The organism is Ferrovibrio sp. (assembly GCF_046297895.1).
Lineage (GTDB): Bacteria > Pseudomonadota > Alphaproteobacteria > Ferrovibrionales > Ferrovibrionaceae > Ferrovibrio.
Map to the genome: position 1 here is coordinate 42507 of NZ_JBKBHC010000010.1, position 14834 is coordinate 57340.

Below are 14834 nucleotides of genomic sequence, written 5' to 3' on the forward strand. Positions count from 1 at the left end.
CCACACGCACCGCAAAGACGCCATGCCAACAGAACTTGTATTCACCGTCGCGCTTCAGGGCATCCTGACCGGCCTGGTCTATGGCCTGATGGCGCTTGGCCTGTCGGTCATTTTCGGCGTGGTGCGTGTGGTCAACTTCGCCCATGGCGAGATGATGACGATCGCCTCCTACGGGGCGATCGTCGCCTTCGCTGCCTGGCATATCGATCCGCTGGTGGCGATGGTGCCCATCGCGGTGATCCTGTTCGCCATCGGCTATGCCATGCAGGCCCTGTTGATCAATCCCTTCATCAACCGGCCGGAGCACAGCCAGTTCATCCTGCTGGCCGCCGTGGCGATCATAATGGTGAACGGGCTGCTGATGATCTTCGGGCCCGATGCCCGTAACGTGCTGGTGGACTATTCGCTCGATTCCATCGAGATCGGGCCGCTGCTGGTCGACAAGGTGCGGGTGATCACCGCCGCCATGGCACTGACCATCACCGCCGCCCTGTTCGCGTTTTTCAAGCTGAGCCATACCGGCAAGGCGATCCGCGCCTGCGCCGACAACCACATGGGCGCCCTGGTGGTGGGCCTGAATGTCAAGCAGCTCTACGCACTGACCTTCGGCATCGGTTCGGCCTGCGTCGGCGCCGCCGGCGCCATGATGACCCTGCTGATCGACACCACGCCGAATATCGGCCCGGTCTTCACGCTGCAGGCTTTCGTCATCGTGATCATCGGCGGCCTGGGCTCGATGCCCGGCGCGCTGCTGGGCGGCGTGCTGATCGGTCTGTCGGAAGCGATGTCGGGCCTGTTCTTCGCCCCTTCGGCCAAGACCATGTTCGGCGTCGCCATCCTGATCCTTGTCCTTCTGTTCCGGCCGCAGGGCCTGCTGGGGCGTAAAGCATGATTTCCCGTATGCTCGACGGCGTGCCACGGCGCGCCCTGATCCTGCTCGGCCTGTTGCTGGCCGGCTTGCTGGTCGCTCCGCTGGTGGTGGATGCCTATATCCTCTCGATCCTGATCCTGGTGCTGTATTTCGCCTATACCGGCCAGGCCTGGAACGTGATGATGGGTTTCGCCGGCCAGCTCAGCCTGGGCCATTCGCTGTATGTCGGCATCGCCGCCTATACCGCTGCGGCGCTGTATGTTCATTTCGGCATCGGGCCGTGGCTCGGGATTTTCCCCGCCATCGCCATCTCGATGGCCGCCGGCCTGGTGATCGGTTTTCTCGCCTTCCGCTTCGGCATCAGCGGCGTGTATTTCGCCCTGCTGACCATCGCCTTTGCCGAATTCACCCGCGTCGGCTTCGATCATTTCACCTGGGTGAACGGCTCGGGCGGTTTCTTCCTGCCGGTGACGCAACAGGCGGCCAACGATCCGCTCAACCTGCGCGGCTCGCCCACCATGTTCTACTACATCCTGCTGGCCATCACGGTTCTGGCCTTCCTGCTCTGCCGCTGGCTGCTGACCGGCCGCATCGGCTATTACTGGCTGGCGATCCGCGAAGAGCCCGAAGCGGCCCAGACGCTGGGCATCAACGTGTTCCGCTACAAGATGATCGCAGTGGCGATCTCGTCCGGCATGACCGCCCTGAGCGGCGTGTTCTTCGCCTTCTACTACAACAACCTGTTCCCCGAGCAGATCTTCAGCATGGCGCGGTCGATCGAACTGATTCTCGGACCGATCATCGGCGGCGTCGGCTCGCTGTTCGGCCCGATCCTGGGCGCTTTCGTGCTGACCGCGCTGGCCGAAGCCGTTACCGAGATCATGCATGCGCTGGGTTATGAAATTCCCGGCATCAAGCAGGTATTCTACGGCATCTGTCTGCTGGTGGTGATCATCTACCTGCCGCACGGCATCTGGCCGCCGCTGCGCAAGCGGCTGGGCCTGGAGGACCGGTCATGAGCGCCGCTCCCCTGCTGGCCGTCGACGGCATCTCGAAAAGCTTCCGCGGCCTGCGCGCGGTGAGCCAGGCTTCGCTGACCGTGCCGCAGGGTGGCATCGTCAGCCTGATCGGCCCGAACGGCGCCGGCAAGACCACCTGCTTCAACATGATCGCCGGGGTGTTCCGCCCCGACGAGGGCGGCATCACCTTCGACGGCCGCCGCATCGACGGCCTGCGACCCGACCAGATCTGCCATGCCGGCATCGGCCGCACCTTCCAGATCGTGAAGCCATTCAAGGACCTGACTGCTCTTGAAAACGTGATCGTCGGCGCCCTGCGGGCCGAAAAGGACGTGCGGCTGGCGCGCCGGAAATCCGAGGCCGTGCTGGACCAGCTCGGCATGCTGGACAAGCGCAACCAGCCGGCTGCGCAGCTCACGCTGCCCGAGCGCAAGCGGCTGGAAGTGGCCCGCGCGCTGGCCACCGAACCCAAGCTTCTGCTGCTGGACGAGGTGATGGCCGGCCTGCGCCCGACCGAGACCGACCAGATGGTGGCGGTGTTCCGCGACCTGAACCGGAAACACGGTATGACCATCCTGCTGATCGAACATGTGATGCGCGCGGTGATGGCTTTGTCGCAGCAGGTGGTGGTGCTGCATTACGGCCAGGTGATCGCCGGCGGCGCGCCGGAGGACGTGGTGCGCGACCCCGCCGTGCTGGAATGCTATCTCGGCGAGGAGGTGGAAGCATGAGCCTCGCCATCGAAAACCTGGACGTGTTCTACGGCGATGCCCAGGCGCTGGACGGCGTGTCGCTGCGCGTGCCGAAGGGCAGCATCGTCGCCATCATCGGCGCCAATGGCGCCGGCAAGTCCACCCTGATCCGCACCATCGCGGGCATCGAGAAGCCGCGCGGCGGCAGCATCCGCTTCGGCGAGGCCGAGATCGCCGGCCTGCCGAGCCACAAGGTGTGCAACCTCGGCATCGGCCAGGTGGCCGAGGGCCGACAGGTGTTTCCCAGCCTGACCGTGCTGGAGAACCTGCAGATGGGCGCCATGCTGGCGCGCGCCCGGGCGAAGGAAAAGGCCACGCTGGACGAGGTGTTCACGCTGTTCCCGCGCCTGGCCGAGCGGCGCAATCAGCTTTCGGGCACCATGTCGGGCGGCGAGCAGCAGATGCTGGCCATCGGCCGCTGCCTGATGGGCCAGCCGGAGCTGATCATGTTCGACGAGCCCTCGCTGGGGCTGGCGCCGGCGATCGTGCAGGAGGTGTTCCATATCATCAAGCTGCTACATCAGCGCGGCCTGACCGTGATTCTGGTGGAGCAGAACGTGGCGGTGTCGCTGAAGCTGGCCGATCAGGCCTATGTGCTGGAGAACGGCCGTATCGTGATGGAAGGCACCGGCGAGGCACTGCTGCATGACGACCGCGTGCGCCAGGCCTATATGGGGCTGTAGCCCGAAGGACAACCGGCAACGAAAAAGGCCACCTCGCGGTGGCCTTTTCATTTTCCGGTATGGGCCGCGCGCTTACGCCAGGTTGGCGAAGAAGTCGTTGCCCTTGTCGTCGACGATTATGAAGGCGGGGAAATTCTCCACCTCGATCTTCCACACCGCTTCCATGCCGAGTTCCGGATACTCGTGCTGCTCGACCTTCTTGATGCAGTTCTTGGCCAGGATCGCGGCCGGGCCGCCGATCGAGCCGAGATAGAAGCCGCCGTATTTCTTGCAGGCCTCGGTCACCTGCTTGGAGCGGTTGCCCTTGGCCAGGCTGATGAAGCCGCCGCCGTTTTCCATCAGCAGGCCAACGTAGGAGTCCATGCGGCCGGCCGTGGTGGGGCCGAAGGAGCCCGAGGCCATGCCGTCCGGCGTCTTGGCCGGGCCGGCGTAATAGATCATGTGGTTCTTCACGTAATCGGGCAGGCCCTGGCCCTTCTCGATCCGCTCGGCGAATTTGGCATGGGCCAGGTCGCGCGCGACGATCAGCGTGCCAGTGAGCGACAGGCGGGTCTTGACCGGATACTGCGACAGCAGCTTGCGGATCTCGCTCATCGGCTGGTTGAGATCGACCTTGACCACTTCAGTCGACAGCTTGTCCTCATGCTCGGGCAGGTATTGCGCGGGATTGGTCTCGAGCTGTTCGAGATAAATGCCGTCGCGGGTGATCTTGCCCAGCGCCTGGCGGTCGGCCGAGCAGGAGACCGCGATGCCGATGGGCACGCTGGCACCGTGGCGCGGCAGGCGGATCACGCGCACGTCATGGCAGAAATATTTGCCGCCGAACTGCGCGCCGATGCCGTTGACGCGGGTAAGTTCGAGGATTTTCTGCTCGAACTCGATGTCGCGGAAGGCATGGCCGGTCATGCTGCCCTTGGTGGGCAGGTTGTCGAGATAGCGCGCCGAGGCCAGCTTGGCGGTCTTGAGGTTGAGTTCCGCCGACAGGCCGCCGATCACGATGGCCAGGTGATAGGGCGGACAGGCCGCAGTGCCCAGGGTCTTGATCTGGGTATCGAGGAATTTCAGCAGCGCATCGCCGCGCAGCACCGCCGGCGTCTGCTGGTAGAGATAGGTCTTGTTGGCCGAACCGCCGCCCTTGGCCATGAACAGGAACTTGTAGGCATCGCCATCGGTGGCATAGAGCTCGATCTGCGCCGGCAGGTTGGTGCCGGTATTCTTCTCCTCGAACATGGAGAGCGGCGCAAGCTGGGAATAGCGCAGACTGGTCTCGGTGTAGGTGCGGTAGACGCCGTGGCTGATCGCCTCCTCGTCCTTGCCCGAAGTCCAGACATACTGTCCCTTCTTGCCGATCACGATGGCGGTGCCGGTATCCTGGCAGGAAGGCAGCACCATGCCGGCCGAGATGTTGGCGTTCTTGAGCAGCTCCAACGCCACGAAATGGTCGTTCGGCGAGGCGTCCTTGTCGTCGAGGATGGCGCGCAACTGCGCTAGGTGGCCGGGGCGGAACAGGTGCGCGATGTCGCGCATGGCGGCGAAGGTGAGATCGCTCAGCGCCTTGTCGGAAACCTGCAGCACCTCGCGCCCGCCGGCCTTGATCACCTCGACGCCATCGGAAGACAGCTTGCGGTAGGGTGTCGTGTCGGGACCGAGCGGAAACAGGTCCTCGTAGCGGAACTCGGGCATTCTATTCTCCGGGGCTGCGGATTGGGCCAGCGCGGCGAGCGCCGCGGGTCAGGTCTTTTTCTTGCGGAAGGCATCCAGCGCCACGACATCGCCGGTCTTGCGCTCAGCCGGCGACTCGGCATCCGGGGCGGCGGATGGCGGCGCGGCCTCGGCTTCGCCCACCGGCGCCGGGCTGCTGATCGCCGGGCGGGCCTCGGTGTTGGGCGAAACGCGGAACTGCAGGCCGAACTGGACGCTGGGATCGGCAAACGCCGTGATGGCCGCATAGGGGATCACCAGGCGCTCGGGCACCTTGTTGAAGCTGAGCGTGATCTGGAAGGCGGCCTCGCCCGGTTCCAGGCCCCAATACTGGTGCTGCAACACGATGGTCATCTCTTCCGGATAACGTTCGTGCAGGTAATCGGGCAGTTCGACGCCGGGCTGGTCGGTGCGGAACGTGATGTAGAAATGATGATTGCCGGGCAGGCCGAATTCGGCGACGCGCTTCAGCGCCTCGCGCACGGCGCCGCGCAGGGCAGTTTCCACCAACTGGTTGTAGTCGAGCAGCTTGCCGGCCATGACTAATCTTCTCGGGAACGCATGAGTGGCGGCATTTTACCCTTCCCCCTCCGGGGGTTCAATTCCAAGGCCGCCGCCAAGGGCGGTCTTCCACAGGATTAAGGTCTAACCGCCGGGGATCGAGTGGGGGGCTTCTGTTGCCCGGCGCCCCCCGAGCCGCGCTTACCGATTAGGCAGCGAGTGCAACGCTATTGTCGTTGGCACTTTTGAGGTGACCCGATAACGGCGGTATCATGCCGGGCAAAAACCGGGCCTTTATTGCGCACGTCGAGCCTGATTCGCCCCCAGCATCAGCCCGGCCAATGGGTTAACCGTAAAGGTTAAGGCCGGGCTCATGGTGGAGGCGCCGGGTACTGCCCCCGGGTCCGTTACGCCTATTCCGCACGGCGTTTATCGCCATAGTCGGTTTCCCGACGGGATGAATGTAGGGGTTCGGGAGCGGTTTTTGAAGGGGCAGGGCTTTTTCGGGTCCAGGTCTTTTTGAGACTCGGCCGGCCGGTCTATAACCACCTGCCTTTCGCCCGGCGGCCCGAGTCGCCGGATTTGCCCGCCGGAGAGACCCGCAATGACCATGACGCCGGAACAGGCCGCCGAGATCGCCGCCCTGCGCAGCCAGTCCCAGCCGACCCGCCGCGCCACCGTGCCGGCCCTGGAAGAGATCCTCTACGAGCCGCTCAGCGTGCTGGACCACGGCTTCGTGCGGGTGATCGACTACATGGGCGACGATTCCGCCGTGGTGCAGGCCGCCCGCGTCTCCTACGGCCGCGGCACCAAGAAGGTCAGCGAGGATCGCGGCCTGATCAACTACCTGATGCGCCACCGGCACACCACGCCGTTCGAGATGTGCGAGATCAAATACCATGTGAAGCTGCCGATCTTCGTGGCGCGGCAGTGGATCCGGCATCGCACCGCCAATGTGAACGAATATTCCGCGCGCTATTCGATCCTGGACAACGAGTTCTACATCCCCGCGCCCGACCAGCTGGCGGCGCAGTCCAGTTCGAACCGCCAGGGCCGCGGCGACCTGCTGACCGGGGCGGAAGCCGCCCGCGTGCTGGACCTGCTGAAGCGCGACGCAATGCAGTCCTATGCCTCGTATGAGGAAATGCTGAATGAACGGCCCGATGGTAGCAAACGCGACGAAAACCGCGAGGGGCTGGCGCGCGAGCTGGCGCGCATGAACCTGACGCTGAATTTCTATACCCAGTGGTACTGGAAGACAGACCTGCTGAACCTGCTGCATTTCCTGAGCCTGCGCGCCGACAGCCATGCGCAATACGAGATCCGCGTCTATGCCGAGGCGATGCTCGATACCGTGAAGCGCTGGGTGCCGGCCTGTTACGACGCCTTCATGGAATATCGCGTCGGCGGCGCCAGCCTGTCGGCCACCGCGCTGAAAGCAGTGCGTCGCATGCTGGCCGGCGAGACCGTGGATCAGGCCAGCTCCGGCCTGAGCGCGCGGGAATGGCGCGAATTGATGGCGGTGCTGAAGCCCGAAGGCTGATGCCCGGCGGGTCAGCGCGACAGCACTGCCCGGGTCGCCTGACGGCTGATTACCCAGACCACTGCGCCGAACACCGCCGTGCCGGCAAAGGCGATGCTCAAGGAGAGCGGATCGCCGGCCGGAACCAGGGCGTTGACCGCCGATCCCAGCCCGCCGCCCGCCGTTTGCAGAAATCCTGACAGGGCAGCGCCGGCGCCGAGTGTGGCCGGATTCACGCCCACCGCGCCGACCACCGAATTGGGCATCGCCAGCCCCATGCCGACGGCCCAGACCAGGCGCAGCAGGATGATCGCGGTGACGCTGGGTTCGACCAGCCCGACATACAGAGCCATGCCCACGCCGCCGACCAGCGTGCAGATCACGCCGGCATCGATCATGCGCAAAAGGCCGAGCCGGCCGCCGAGCCACGAGGAGAGCAGCGCACCGACGAAGAACCCCGCACTGCCCAGGGCGATCAAAACGCCGTAATTCACCGCGCTCAGTTCCATGGTGCCGATCAGAACGGCCGGGGCGCCGGCGCTGAAACCATGCAGGCCGGCGAAAATGCCCAGGTTCAGCAGACCGAAGGTGAGGAAGGCGCGGTTGGAGAGCAGGAAGCGATAGGCCGCCAGGATGCTGCGCAGCAGGGGGCCGTCCGCAGGCCCGGGGACATGGGTCTCGGGCAGGCGCTGAACCAGCATCAGCAGCACGGCCAGCGTGATGCCGCCGTTGATCCAGAAATTGATCCGCCAGTCCAGATAATGCTCGATCAGGCCGCCCAGCAGGGGGGCGAGAATCGGGGCAAGGGCCAGCGAAGCGGAGATGACCGAGGTCGCCCGCGCCGCCTGCTGACGATCGTAGACATCGTTCACGATCGCGCGACCGGTGGCCATGGCGCTGGCCGCGCCAAGGCCCTGCATCGCCCGTGCCCATAGCAGCGCCGTCAGGCTTTCCGCCAGTGCGCAGGCGATCGAGCCAAGGACCATGATCACCAGGCCGCCCAACAGCAGGGGCCGGCGACCGTAACGGTCGCTCAACGGGCCGTATACCAGCTGTCCGCCGGCAAAAGTGGCAAAATAGACCGTCAGGGTCAGGGGCAGCACGTCGACCGGAACCTGCAGCCCCTCGCTGATCGCCGGCAGGGACGGCAGATACATGGTCGCCGCCAGAATTCCGTTGGCGAACAGGACCGTAAGCAGAAGCAGGAGCCCCCTTGGGGGTGGCGATTTCGACATGCGAGAAAGGCAGCCAGAGCCAAAGGTAGAATGGGAAGCCTTGCTACCCGCTTTTAAGTGTCACAGGTTGGTTGGCTTCGTCCGGCCACCAGTATATATATGATCGTAAAAGTATTTCCATGATTCTAGCACCTATCGCCCGGGTGGAGGGACGGCGCCCGGGCAGGGGCAAAAAGAATCGCAAGGGGGCTTCGGTTCAGGGAATGTCGGAAAAGATCGACTTCAGTCACATCCGCTTCCTCATCGTGGATTCCAACAAGCTGATGTGTCAGCTGGTGAAGGACATCCTGATGATGCTGGGCTGTCATCAGGTATCGACGGTGCGAGACAGCGAAAAGGCCATCGCCACGCTGCGCTCCGGCGGTTACGACGTTATGATCACCGAATGGAATCTGAAACCGCGCTCGGGCCTTGAACTGCTCGAATGGCTGCGCACCGACGGCACCTCGCCCGATCGGATGATGCCGGTGATCATGCTGACGGCGAATTCGGAAATGGAATACGTCATGGAGTCGCGCGACAAGGGCGTGACCGAGTTCCTCGCCAAACCCTTCACGGCCGACGGCATGTATCGCCGGCTAGTTTCGGTGATTGCGCGGCCGCGCGATTTCGTCAGCGTGCCGGGCTATTTCGGCCCTGACCGGCGCCGCCAGCAGCTCCCCTTCGAGGGCGTTGACCGGCGCCAGAACAAGCCTGACTAAATCGCCGCCATGCGCCGGAAAATTATTCCCAATCGCGGCGACCTCAAGCGCAAGGCCGTCAACTACAAGACCGGCGTCGACCTCAGGCTCGATGAGGAGATGCTGAAGAAGATGGAAGCGCTGGTCGAGAATACCAGCGTGCAGTTCCTTGAGCAGACCGTCGAGACGCTGAAGGGGCTGCGCGAGGCCCTGAGCCGGGCTGCCGCCGACCCCTCGGCACGGCGCGAGGTGCTGGAGCATATCCGCGAGGAGGCTTTCCAGATCAAGGGCATGGGCGGCGTGTTCGGCTATCCGCTGCTGACCGAGTTCGCCAAGTCCCTGCACGATTTCCTGAAGGAACTGGAAGACCTGGACGAATTGCAGCAGGAAATCGTCAGCATCCATGTCGATACCCTCTATGTGGTGATTTCCCACCGCATCAAGGGCTCGGGCGGCGCCCTGGAGGCCCAGCTACGCGCCTCGCTGAGAGCGGCCGTGGACAAGGCCAAGCCCGGCACCAAGGCGGGCTGAACCGGCTTTTTCCCGCCTTTCCGGGTTTGCGGCGGGGCCGGGCGAGACCGTGTTCTGGACACCCCGGCTCCCCCGCCCTATAACCCCCGCATGCACCCGACCATCGCCCTCCCCTTCGTCAAGATGCACGGCCTCGGCAACGATTTCGTCGTGCTGGACGCGCGCGGCCATCCGCTGCCCCTGGACAAGGCGGCGGTGCGCCTGCTGGGCGACCGGCGGCGCGGCGTGGGTTTCGACCAGATGATCACCATCGAACGGTCGGACAAGGCGGATGCCTTCATGCGCATCCACAATGCCGATGGCGGCGAAGTGGAGTCCTGCGGCAACGCGGCGCGCTGCGTAGCCAGCCTGCTGATGCAGGAGAATGGCCGCGATGCGGTCAGCATCGACACCCTGGGCGGCTGGCTGCAGGCACGCGGCAGCGCCAGGGGCCAGATCACCGTGGATATGGGCGAGCCGCGCTTCGACTGGCAGGCCATTCCGCTGGCGCGCGAGATGAATACCCTGCGCATGGATTACAGCTTCGGCGGCTTCAGCCATCCTGGGGCGGTGAATGTCGGCAACCCGCATGTGGTGTTTTTCGTGCCCGATGCGGAAACCGTACCGCTGGCCGAGATCGGCCCGAAGATCGAGCATGACCCGCTGTTCCCCCAGCGCATCAACGTGGAATTCGCCCAGGTGATCGACCGCACCCAGATTCGCATGCGGGTGTGGGAACGCGGCGCTGGCATCACGCGGGCCTGCGGCACCGGTGCCTGTGCCACGTTGGTGGCGGCAGCCCGGCGCGAACTGGTCGAGCGCAAGGCCGAGATCATCCTGGACGGCGGCGTGCTGACCATCGAATGGGCGGCAGATAACCACATCTACATGACCGGCCCGGCCACCGAGGCATTCCGCGGCGAAATCCCGCCCAGCTTCTGGACTGCGGCGGACGCCGCCTGAGGCATGGCGGATAAAACCTCCGTACTGAATTTCGGCTGTCGCCTGAATGCCTATGAGGGCGAGGCGATCCGCGGCCTGCTGGAGCAACTGGGCCGCGACGATGTGGTGGTGGTCAACACCTGCGCGGTGACGGCGGAAGCCGAGAAACAGGCGCGCCAGGCGATCCGGCGGCTGCGACGTGAACGGCCCGATGCCCGCATCGTCGTCACCGGCTGTGCCGCCCAGGTGAATGCCGCGGGCTTTGCCGCCATGGCGGAGGTGGACCATGTGATCGGCAACCGCGAGAAGCTGGGCGAGGCTGCCTGGCGCGGCATTGGCGCCGGTGCGCCGCGTGTCAGCGTCGGCGACATCCAGACCGATGCACCGCCCGCCCTGCCCGCCGTGAGCCATTTCCCCGGCCGACCGCGCGCCTATCTGGAAATCCAGCAGGGCTGCGACCACCGCTGCACCTTCTGCATCATCCCTTATGGTCGCGGCCCGAGCCGTTCGCTGCCGCTTGGCGCCGTGGTGGAGCAGGCCCGCGCCATGGCCGCGCACGGCTATCGCGAATTCGTGCTGACCGGCGTTGACATCACCTCCTACGGCCACGACCTGCCCGGCCGGCCGACTTTGGGCCAGGCGACGCGCCGGCTGCTGGATCTGGTGCCGCAGATCGAACGGCTGCGCTTCTCGTCGCTCGATCCCGCCGAGATCGACGAGGATCTGTTCCGGCTCTATGCCGAAGAGCCGCGCGTGATGCCGCACGCGCATTTGAGCCTGCAGGCCGGCGACGACCTGATCCTGAAGCGCATGAAGCGGCGGCATAGCCGCCGGCAGGCGCTGGAGGTCGCGGCGAGGCTGCAGACCCTGCGGCCCGGCATCGCGCTGGGCGCCGATCTGATCGCCGGCTTCCCGACCGAAAGCGACGATGCATTCCAGCGCAGCGCGGAGCTGATCGATGCAGCCAGCCTGGCCTTCGTGCACGTCTTCCCCTATTCGCCCCGTCCCGGCACGCCGGCGGCGCGCATGCCGCAACTGCCCATCGAACTGCGCCGGGCGCGCGCCGCCGATCTGCGCCGTCGCGCCGATGCTGCGCTCAACCGTTTCCTCAGCAGCCGCATCGGCAGCCAAGCCAGCATCCTGGTCGAGCAGCAGGGCCTGGGCCGCGACGAGACCTATGCGCCGGTGATCCTGCCGGACAGCATGGAAAAAGGCAGCGTCGTCACCGCGCGCATCGCGGCGGCGCATGACGGCAAGTTATGGCTGGAGGCCGCATGAGCGAGGCCGAGAACAATACCACCGAGAAGAAGCCGGGCTGGTTCAGCCGCCTGAAGGCCGGCCTGTCGCGGTCGGCCGGCCAGCTCGGCGAGCAGATCGGCGCACTCTTCACCAAACGCAAGCTGGACCAGGACGCGCTGGACGACCTGGAGGAGACGCTGATCAAGGCGGATCTGGGCGTGAGCACGGCCGCGCGCATCGTCAAGGATATCGCCAAAGACCGTTTCGACAAGGACATCTCGGCCGAGGAAATCCGCGCCGCCCTCGCTGATTCCGTTGCCGGCCTGCTGCGGCCGGTGGAACGGCCGCTGGCGCTGGAAGGCGACAGGCCGCAGGTGGTGCTGGTGGTGGGCGTGAACGGCGTGGGCAAAACCACCACCATCGGCAAGATCGCCGCGCGCCTGCGCGAGGACGGCAAAAGCGTGATGCTGGCCGCTGGCGACACCTTCCGCGCCGCCGCCATCGAACAGCTCAAGGTCTGGGGCGAGCGGGTGAAGGCGCCCGTGCTGGCGCGCGAGACCGGCAGCGATGCAGCCGGTCTGGCCTTCGATGCCGTGACGCAGGCACGCGAACAGAAGATCGACGTGCTGCTGATCGATACCGCCGGCCGGCTGCAGAACAAGGCCGACCTGATGGGCGAGTTGGCCAAGATCGTGCGCGTGATCAAGAAGCAGCTGCCCGAGGCGCCGCATCACGTGCTGCTGGTGCTGGATGCCACCACGGGACAGAACGCGCTGAGCCAGGTGGCCACCTTCAAGGAAATCTGCGCCGTGACCGGGCTGGTGATCACCAAGCTGGACGGCACGGCGCGCGGTGGCGTGCTGGTGGCGATTGCCGACAAATTCGGCCTGCCGGTGCATTATATCGGCGTCGGCGAGCAGGCGGCCGACCTGCAGCCATTTTCCGCCGCGGGATTCGCCCAGGCACTGGCCGGGCTGGAACAGCCCGGCCAGTAGGCCGATCACTCCGCCGGTTCGAAGGTATAGGCGTATTCGCGCTCGTCCTGGGTCTGGCCGCCGAGCGGGAATTTGCGGCTGTCATCGAGATAATCATGGAAGTGGATCACCACATCCTCGCCGCGCAGGATCACCACGGCATAGGCCGGAGGTTCGTGGCTGCCTGGCACGGCCGCAAGCTGTTCGGCGCGGAAATCGAGCCAGACCTGGTGGTTGGTTGCCCGCATGGTGGAGAACGGCACGCCCATCCAGCTGCCGACGATCGGCCGGTGTACATGGCCGAAAAACACATGCCGCAGATTCTGGCGATGTGGCCGCATCAGGGCCGCCACCTGCTCGCGCTGGATCAGGCCGATGCGGTCCATCGGGCCGATGCCGACCTCGAAGGGCGGATGATGCATGAAGACGAACAGCGGCTTCTCGCCAGCGGCGCTGAGCTGACGCCGCAGCCAGTCCTGACGCTGCTCGCAATACCAGCCGGCATGGGTGCCGGGCTGATTGGTATCGAGAAACAGCAATCGCCCTTCTGCCACGTCATAACGACCCTGGATGAAGCCGTTTTCGTCCACCGGCACATTGGGGAAAACCCCGCGGAATGTAGGCCGATCGTCATGATTGCCCAGCAAGGGGATGCAGGGCGGAATCAGGTCGTCCAGCACCTCGCGCAAGGCCTCGTACGCCACGCTCTCGCCCCAGTGGGTGAGATCGCCGGTGATCACCACCAGGGCGGCATCGGGATGATTGCGGTTGATGTCGTCAACGGCGGCGGCAAGGCGCGCCTGCGGGTTGAGGCCATACAGCAGACGACCCGGTTCGACGAGATGGGTATCGGTGATGTGGATCAGCTTGGTCATGCGGCAGCCTTTCTAAATGAAGACGGACGGAGCGGATTTCGGTCCGCCCCGCCCGCATGGTCAGGTCAGGATCGCGTCTTGGGCAGCAGCTTCTGCACGTCGCGGGCCATGTCCTTCAGCACAGCCTGCGGCTCGCCGGCACGCTGGCCGTTCACTACCGACTGCAGGTGATCCTTGATCACGTCGGTGATCTTCAGGCCGTTCTCGCCGGGGAAGGCATACCACTTGGTCAGCAGGCTGAGCTGGCTGACCGCGGTGTAGTTGTTCGGATTCTTCTCGTAGAAATCCTTCAGGTAGACGTCGTTGGCCTTCTTGTTCGGCGGCATGTAGCCCGTCGTCTTGGCCATGATCGCGGCACCTTCCGGGCCATGCCAGAATTTCATCACTTCCCAGGCTGCCTTCTGCTTGGCCGGATCGGTGGCAGTGATCACACCAAGATTGCCGCCGGCCGGCAGGCGGCCGACACCCGGCTTCACATCCGGGAAATGATGGGTCTTGAGCTGGAACTTTCCGGCGACCATTTCAGTCACCTTGGCCAGGTCCGAAGTGGAGGTGAAATGAATGCCTGTCTTGCCCGCAGCGAAAGCGGCGCGCATGTCCGGCTGCGTCAGGTTCGGCATCTGCGCATCCCGGACGAAACGCGCGAAGACATTGATCGCGAACTGCCCTTCCGGACCGTCGAAAGCGACCTTGCTTTCATCGGCGTTCAGCATGCTGCCGCCCTGGCTGAATACCGGGGCCTGCCACAGCCAGTTGCCGGTGATGTCCCAGGCGATGGTGGCGCCATTGACGTCACTGCCGAGCGCCTTGATCTTCTTGGCCAGCACGAAGACCTCATCCCAGGTCTTGGGCAGGTTGTTCGGGTCGCCACCCGCCTTCTTTACGAGATCGAGGTTGTAGTAGGCGATCGGCAGCGAGATGGCGAAAGGCAGCGCGTAGACCTTGCCCTGCTGCGTGCCGATGTCGAACATCGCCTGGTGGAACCCTTCGGTTTCGAAGTTCTTCTCGGCCTTGATGAAATCATCCAGTGGCACGGCGATATTGCGATCCACCATGATGCGGATGCGGTTCAACCCCTGGAAGGTAACATCCGGCATCTGCTTGGTGATCGACTCGCGCAGAATTTTCTGCGTCGCTTCCTCGTAGGAATCATACGGCGCGCGGAACGTGACCTTGATATCAGGCCGCTTCTTGGCGAATTCCGCTGCGATCTGCTGGTGCGTGCCGTTAAACAATTCGCCATAGGGATATTGGATCACGATCTCGGTTGCATGGGCGGTGGATACCCCCATCAGTACGGCTGCGGCCGCCATAATCATCTTGCGCATAG

Annotated in this window: 15 protein-coding genes and 1 other RNA gene; 10 read left to right on the forward strand and 6 right to left on the reverse strand. The window is 64.6% G+C overall.

What is annotated here, in order from left to right; all coding sequences use genetic code 11:
- The first annotated feature begins 22 nt into the window (after positions 1-22).
- The 4 genes from ACK4FK_RS16890 to ACK4FK_RS16905 are packed head-to-tail and all read left to right on the forward strand — an operon-like array spanning position 23 to position 3325.
- The gene (locus ACK4FK_RS16890; protein ID WP_409746351.1) at positions 23-892 is read left to right on the forward strand and encodes a branched-chain amino acid ABC transporter permease; all 870 of its coding nucleotides are present in this window, start codon (positions 23-25) and stop codon (positions 890-892) included.
- Positions 889-1890, forward strand: a complete 1002-nt coding sequence (locus tag ACK4FK_RS16895) for a branched-chain amino acid ABC transporter permease (RefSeq protein ID WP_409746352.1) — start codon at positions 889-891, stop codon at positions 1888-1890. The genes ACK4FK_RS16890 and ACK4FK_RS16895 overlap by 4 nt, the downstream gene beginning before the upstream one ends.
- A complete protein-coding gene (locus ACK4FK_RS16900; RefSeq protein WP_409746353.1) occupies positions 1887-2621 on the forward strand; it encodes an ABC transporter ATP-binding protein in 735 nt (244 codons plus the stop codon). The genes ACK4FK_RS16895 and ACK4FK_RS16900 overlap by 4 nt, the downstream gene beginning before the upstream one ends.
- The gene (locus ACK4FK_RS16905; RefSeq protein ID WP_409746354.1) at positions 2618-3325 is read left to right on the forward strand and encodes an ABC transporter ATP-binding protein; all 708 of its coding nucleotides are present in this window, start codon (positions 2618-2620) and stop codon (positions 3323-3325) included. Before ACK4FK_RS16900 ends, ACK4FK_RS16905 begins: the two co-directional genes overlap by 4 nt.
- Before the next feature lie 72 nt (positions 3326-3397).
- Here ACK4FK_RS16905 and ACK4FK_RS16910 read toward each other — a convergent pair whose 3' ends face one another.
- The 3 genes from ACK4FK_RS16910 to ssrA form a co-directional block, all read right to left on the reverse strand.
- On the reverse strand, positions 3398-5008 hold the full coding sequence (locus ACK4FK_RS16910) for a fumarate hydratase (RefSeq protein ID WP_409746355.1): 1611 nt from the start codon (positions 5006-5008) through the stop codon (positions 3398-3400).
- 48 nt (positions 5009-5056) lie between these two features.
- The gene (locus tag ACK4FK_RS16915; protein ID WP_409746356.1) at positions 5057-5566 is read right to left on the reverse strand and encodes an SspB family protein; all 510 of its coding nucleotides are present in this window, start codon (positions 5564-5566) and stop codon (positions 5057-5059) included.
- A gap of 122 nt (positions 5567-5688) precedes the next feature.
- Positions 5689-6020, reverse strand: a transfer-messenger RNA (tmRNA) gene (ssrA, locus tag ACK4FK_RS16920).
- 111 nt (positions 6021-6131) lie between these two features.
- Here ssrA and thyX point away from each other — a divergent pair.
- Positions 6132-7070: an FAD-dependent thymidylate synthase gene (gene thyX / locus ACK4FK_RS16925; RefSeq protein ID WP_409746357.1), complete on the forward strand. Its 939-nt coding sequence runs from the start codon at positions 6132-6134 to the stop codon at positions 7068-7070.
- Positions 7071-7081: 11 nt separating this feature from the next.
- Here the strand turns inward: thyX and ACK4FK_RS16930 are convergent, their stop codons facing one another.
- Complete coding sequence (locus ACK4FK_RS16930) at positions 7082-8284, reverse strand: multidrug effflux MFS transporter (RefSeq protein ID WP_409746358.1); 1203 nt, start codon at positions 8282-8284, stop codon at positions 7082-7084.
- 203 nt (positions 8285-8487) lie between these two features.
- Between ACK4FK_RS16930 and ACK4FK_RS16935 the strand changes: the two genes are divergently transcribed.
- The 5 genes from ACK4FK_RS16935 (at position 8488) to ftsY (ending at position 12650) form a co-directional block, all read left to right on the forward strand.
- Positions 8488-8985, forward strand: coding sequence for a response regulator (locus tag ACK4FK_RS16935; protein ID WP_409746359.1), 498 nt, complete (start codon positions 8488-8490; stop codon positions 8983-8985).
- Between the two features lie 9 nt (positions 8986-8994).
- On the forward strand, positions 8995-9495 hold the full coding sequence (locus ACK4FK_RS16940) for an Hpt domain-containing protein (RefSeq protein WP_409746360.1): 501 nt from the start codon (positions 8995-8997) through the stop codon (positions 9493-9495).
- A 90-nt stretch (positions 9496-9585) separates the two neighbouring features.
- Complete coding sequence (dapF, locus tag ACK4FK_RS16945; RefSeq protein ID WP_409746361.1) at positions 9586-10437, forward strand: diaminopimelate epimerase; 852 nt, start codon at positions 9586-9588, stop codon at positions 10435-10437.
- 3 nt (positions 10438-10440) lie between these two features.
- Positions 10441-11694, forward strand: coding sequence for a tRNA (N(6)-L-threonylcarbamoyladenosine(37)-C(2))-methylthiotransferase MtaB (gene mtaB, locus ACK4FK_RS16950; RefSeq protein ID WP_409746362.1), 1254 nt, complete (start codon positions 10441-10443; stop codon positions 11692-11694).
- Positions 11691-12650 carry a signal recognition particle-docking protein FtsY gene (gene ftsY / locus ACK4FK_RS16955; protein ID WP_409746363.1) on the forward strand — a complete coding sequence of 320 codons (960 nt, stop codon included), beginning with the start codon at positions 11691-11693 and terminating at the stop codon, positions 12648-12650. Before mtaB ends, ftsY begins: the two co-directional genes overlap by 4 nt.
- Positions 12651-12655: 5 nt before the next feature.
- On the opposite strand, the gene ACK4FK_RS16960 is transcribed toward ftsY, so the two are convergent.
- Complete coding sequence (locus ACK4FK_RS16960; RefSeq protein WP_409746364.1) at positions 12656-13504, reverse strand: phosphodiesterase; 849 nt, start codon at positions 13502-13504, stop codon at positions 12656-12658.
- Between the two features lie 65 nt (positions 13505-13569).
- Positions 13570-14832: an ABC transporter substrate-binding protein gene (locus ACK4FK_RS16965; protein WP_409746365.1), complete on the reverse strand. Its 1263-nt coding sequence runs from the start codon at positions 14830-14832 to the stop codon at positions 13570-13572.
- Positions 14833-14834: the final 2 nt, after the last annotated feature.

Coding starts and splice junctions, on each gene's coding strand:
- ACK4FK_RS16890 (WP_409746351.1), top strand. CDS start 23: ATGCCAACAGAACTTGTATTCACCGTCGCGCTTCAGGGCATCCTGACC.
- ACK4FK_RS16895 (WP_409746352.1), top strand. CDS start 889: ATGATTTCCCGTATGCTCGACGGCGTGCCACGGCGCGCCCTGATCCTG.
- ACK4FK_RS16900 (WP_409746353.1), top strand. CDS start 1,887: ATGAGCGCCGCTCCCCTGCTGGCCGTCGACGGCATCTCGAAAAGCTTC.
- ACK4FK_RS16905 (WP_409746354.1), top strand. CDS start 2,618: ATGAGCCTCGCCATCGAAAACCTGGACGTGTTCTACGGCGATGCCCAG.
- ACK4FK_RS16910 (WP_409746355.1), bottom strand. CDS start 5,008: ATGCCCGAGTTCCGCTACGAGGACCTGTTTCCGCTCGGTCCCGACACG.
- ACK4FK_RS16915 (WP_409746356.1), bottom strand. CDS start 5,566: ATGGCCGGCAAGCTGCTCGACTACAACCAGTTGGTGGAAACTGCCCTG.
- thyX (WP_409746357.1), top strand. CDS start 6,132: ATGACCATGACGCCGGAACAGGCCGCCGAGATCGCCGCCCTGCGCAGC.
- ACK4FK_RS16930 (WP_409746358.1), bottom strand. CDS start 8,284: ATGTCGAAATCGCCACCCCCAAGGGGGCTCCTGCTTCTGCTTACGGTC.
- ACK4FK_RS16935 (WP_409746359.1), top strand. CDS start 8,488: ATGTCGGAAAAGATCGACTTCAGTCACATCCGCTTCCTCATCGTGGAT.
- ACK4FK_RS16940 (WP_409746360.1), top strand. CDS start 8,995: ATGCGCCGGAAAATTATTCCCAATCGCGGCGACCTCAAGCGCAAGGCC.
- dapF (WP_409746361.1), top strand. CDS start 9,586: ATGCACCCGACCATCGCCCTCCCCTTCGTCAAGATGCACGGCCTCGGC.
- mtaB (WP_409746362.1), top strand. CDS start 10,441: ATGGCGGATAAAACCTCCGTACTGAATTTCGGCTGTCGCCTGAATGCC.
- ftsY (WP_409746363.1), top strand. CDS start 11,691: ATGAGCGAGGCCGAGAACAATACCACCGAGAAGAAGCCGGGCTGGTTC.
- ACK4FK_RS16960 (WP_409746364.1), bottom strand. CDS start 13,504: ATGACCAAGCTGATCCACATCACCGATACCCATCTCGTCGAACCGGGT.
- ACK4FK_RS16965 (WP_409746365.1), bottom strand. CDS start 14,832: ATGCGCAAGATGATTATGGCGGCCGCAGCCGTACTGATGGGGGTATCC.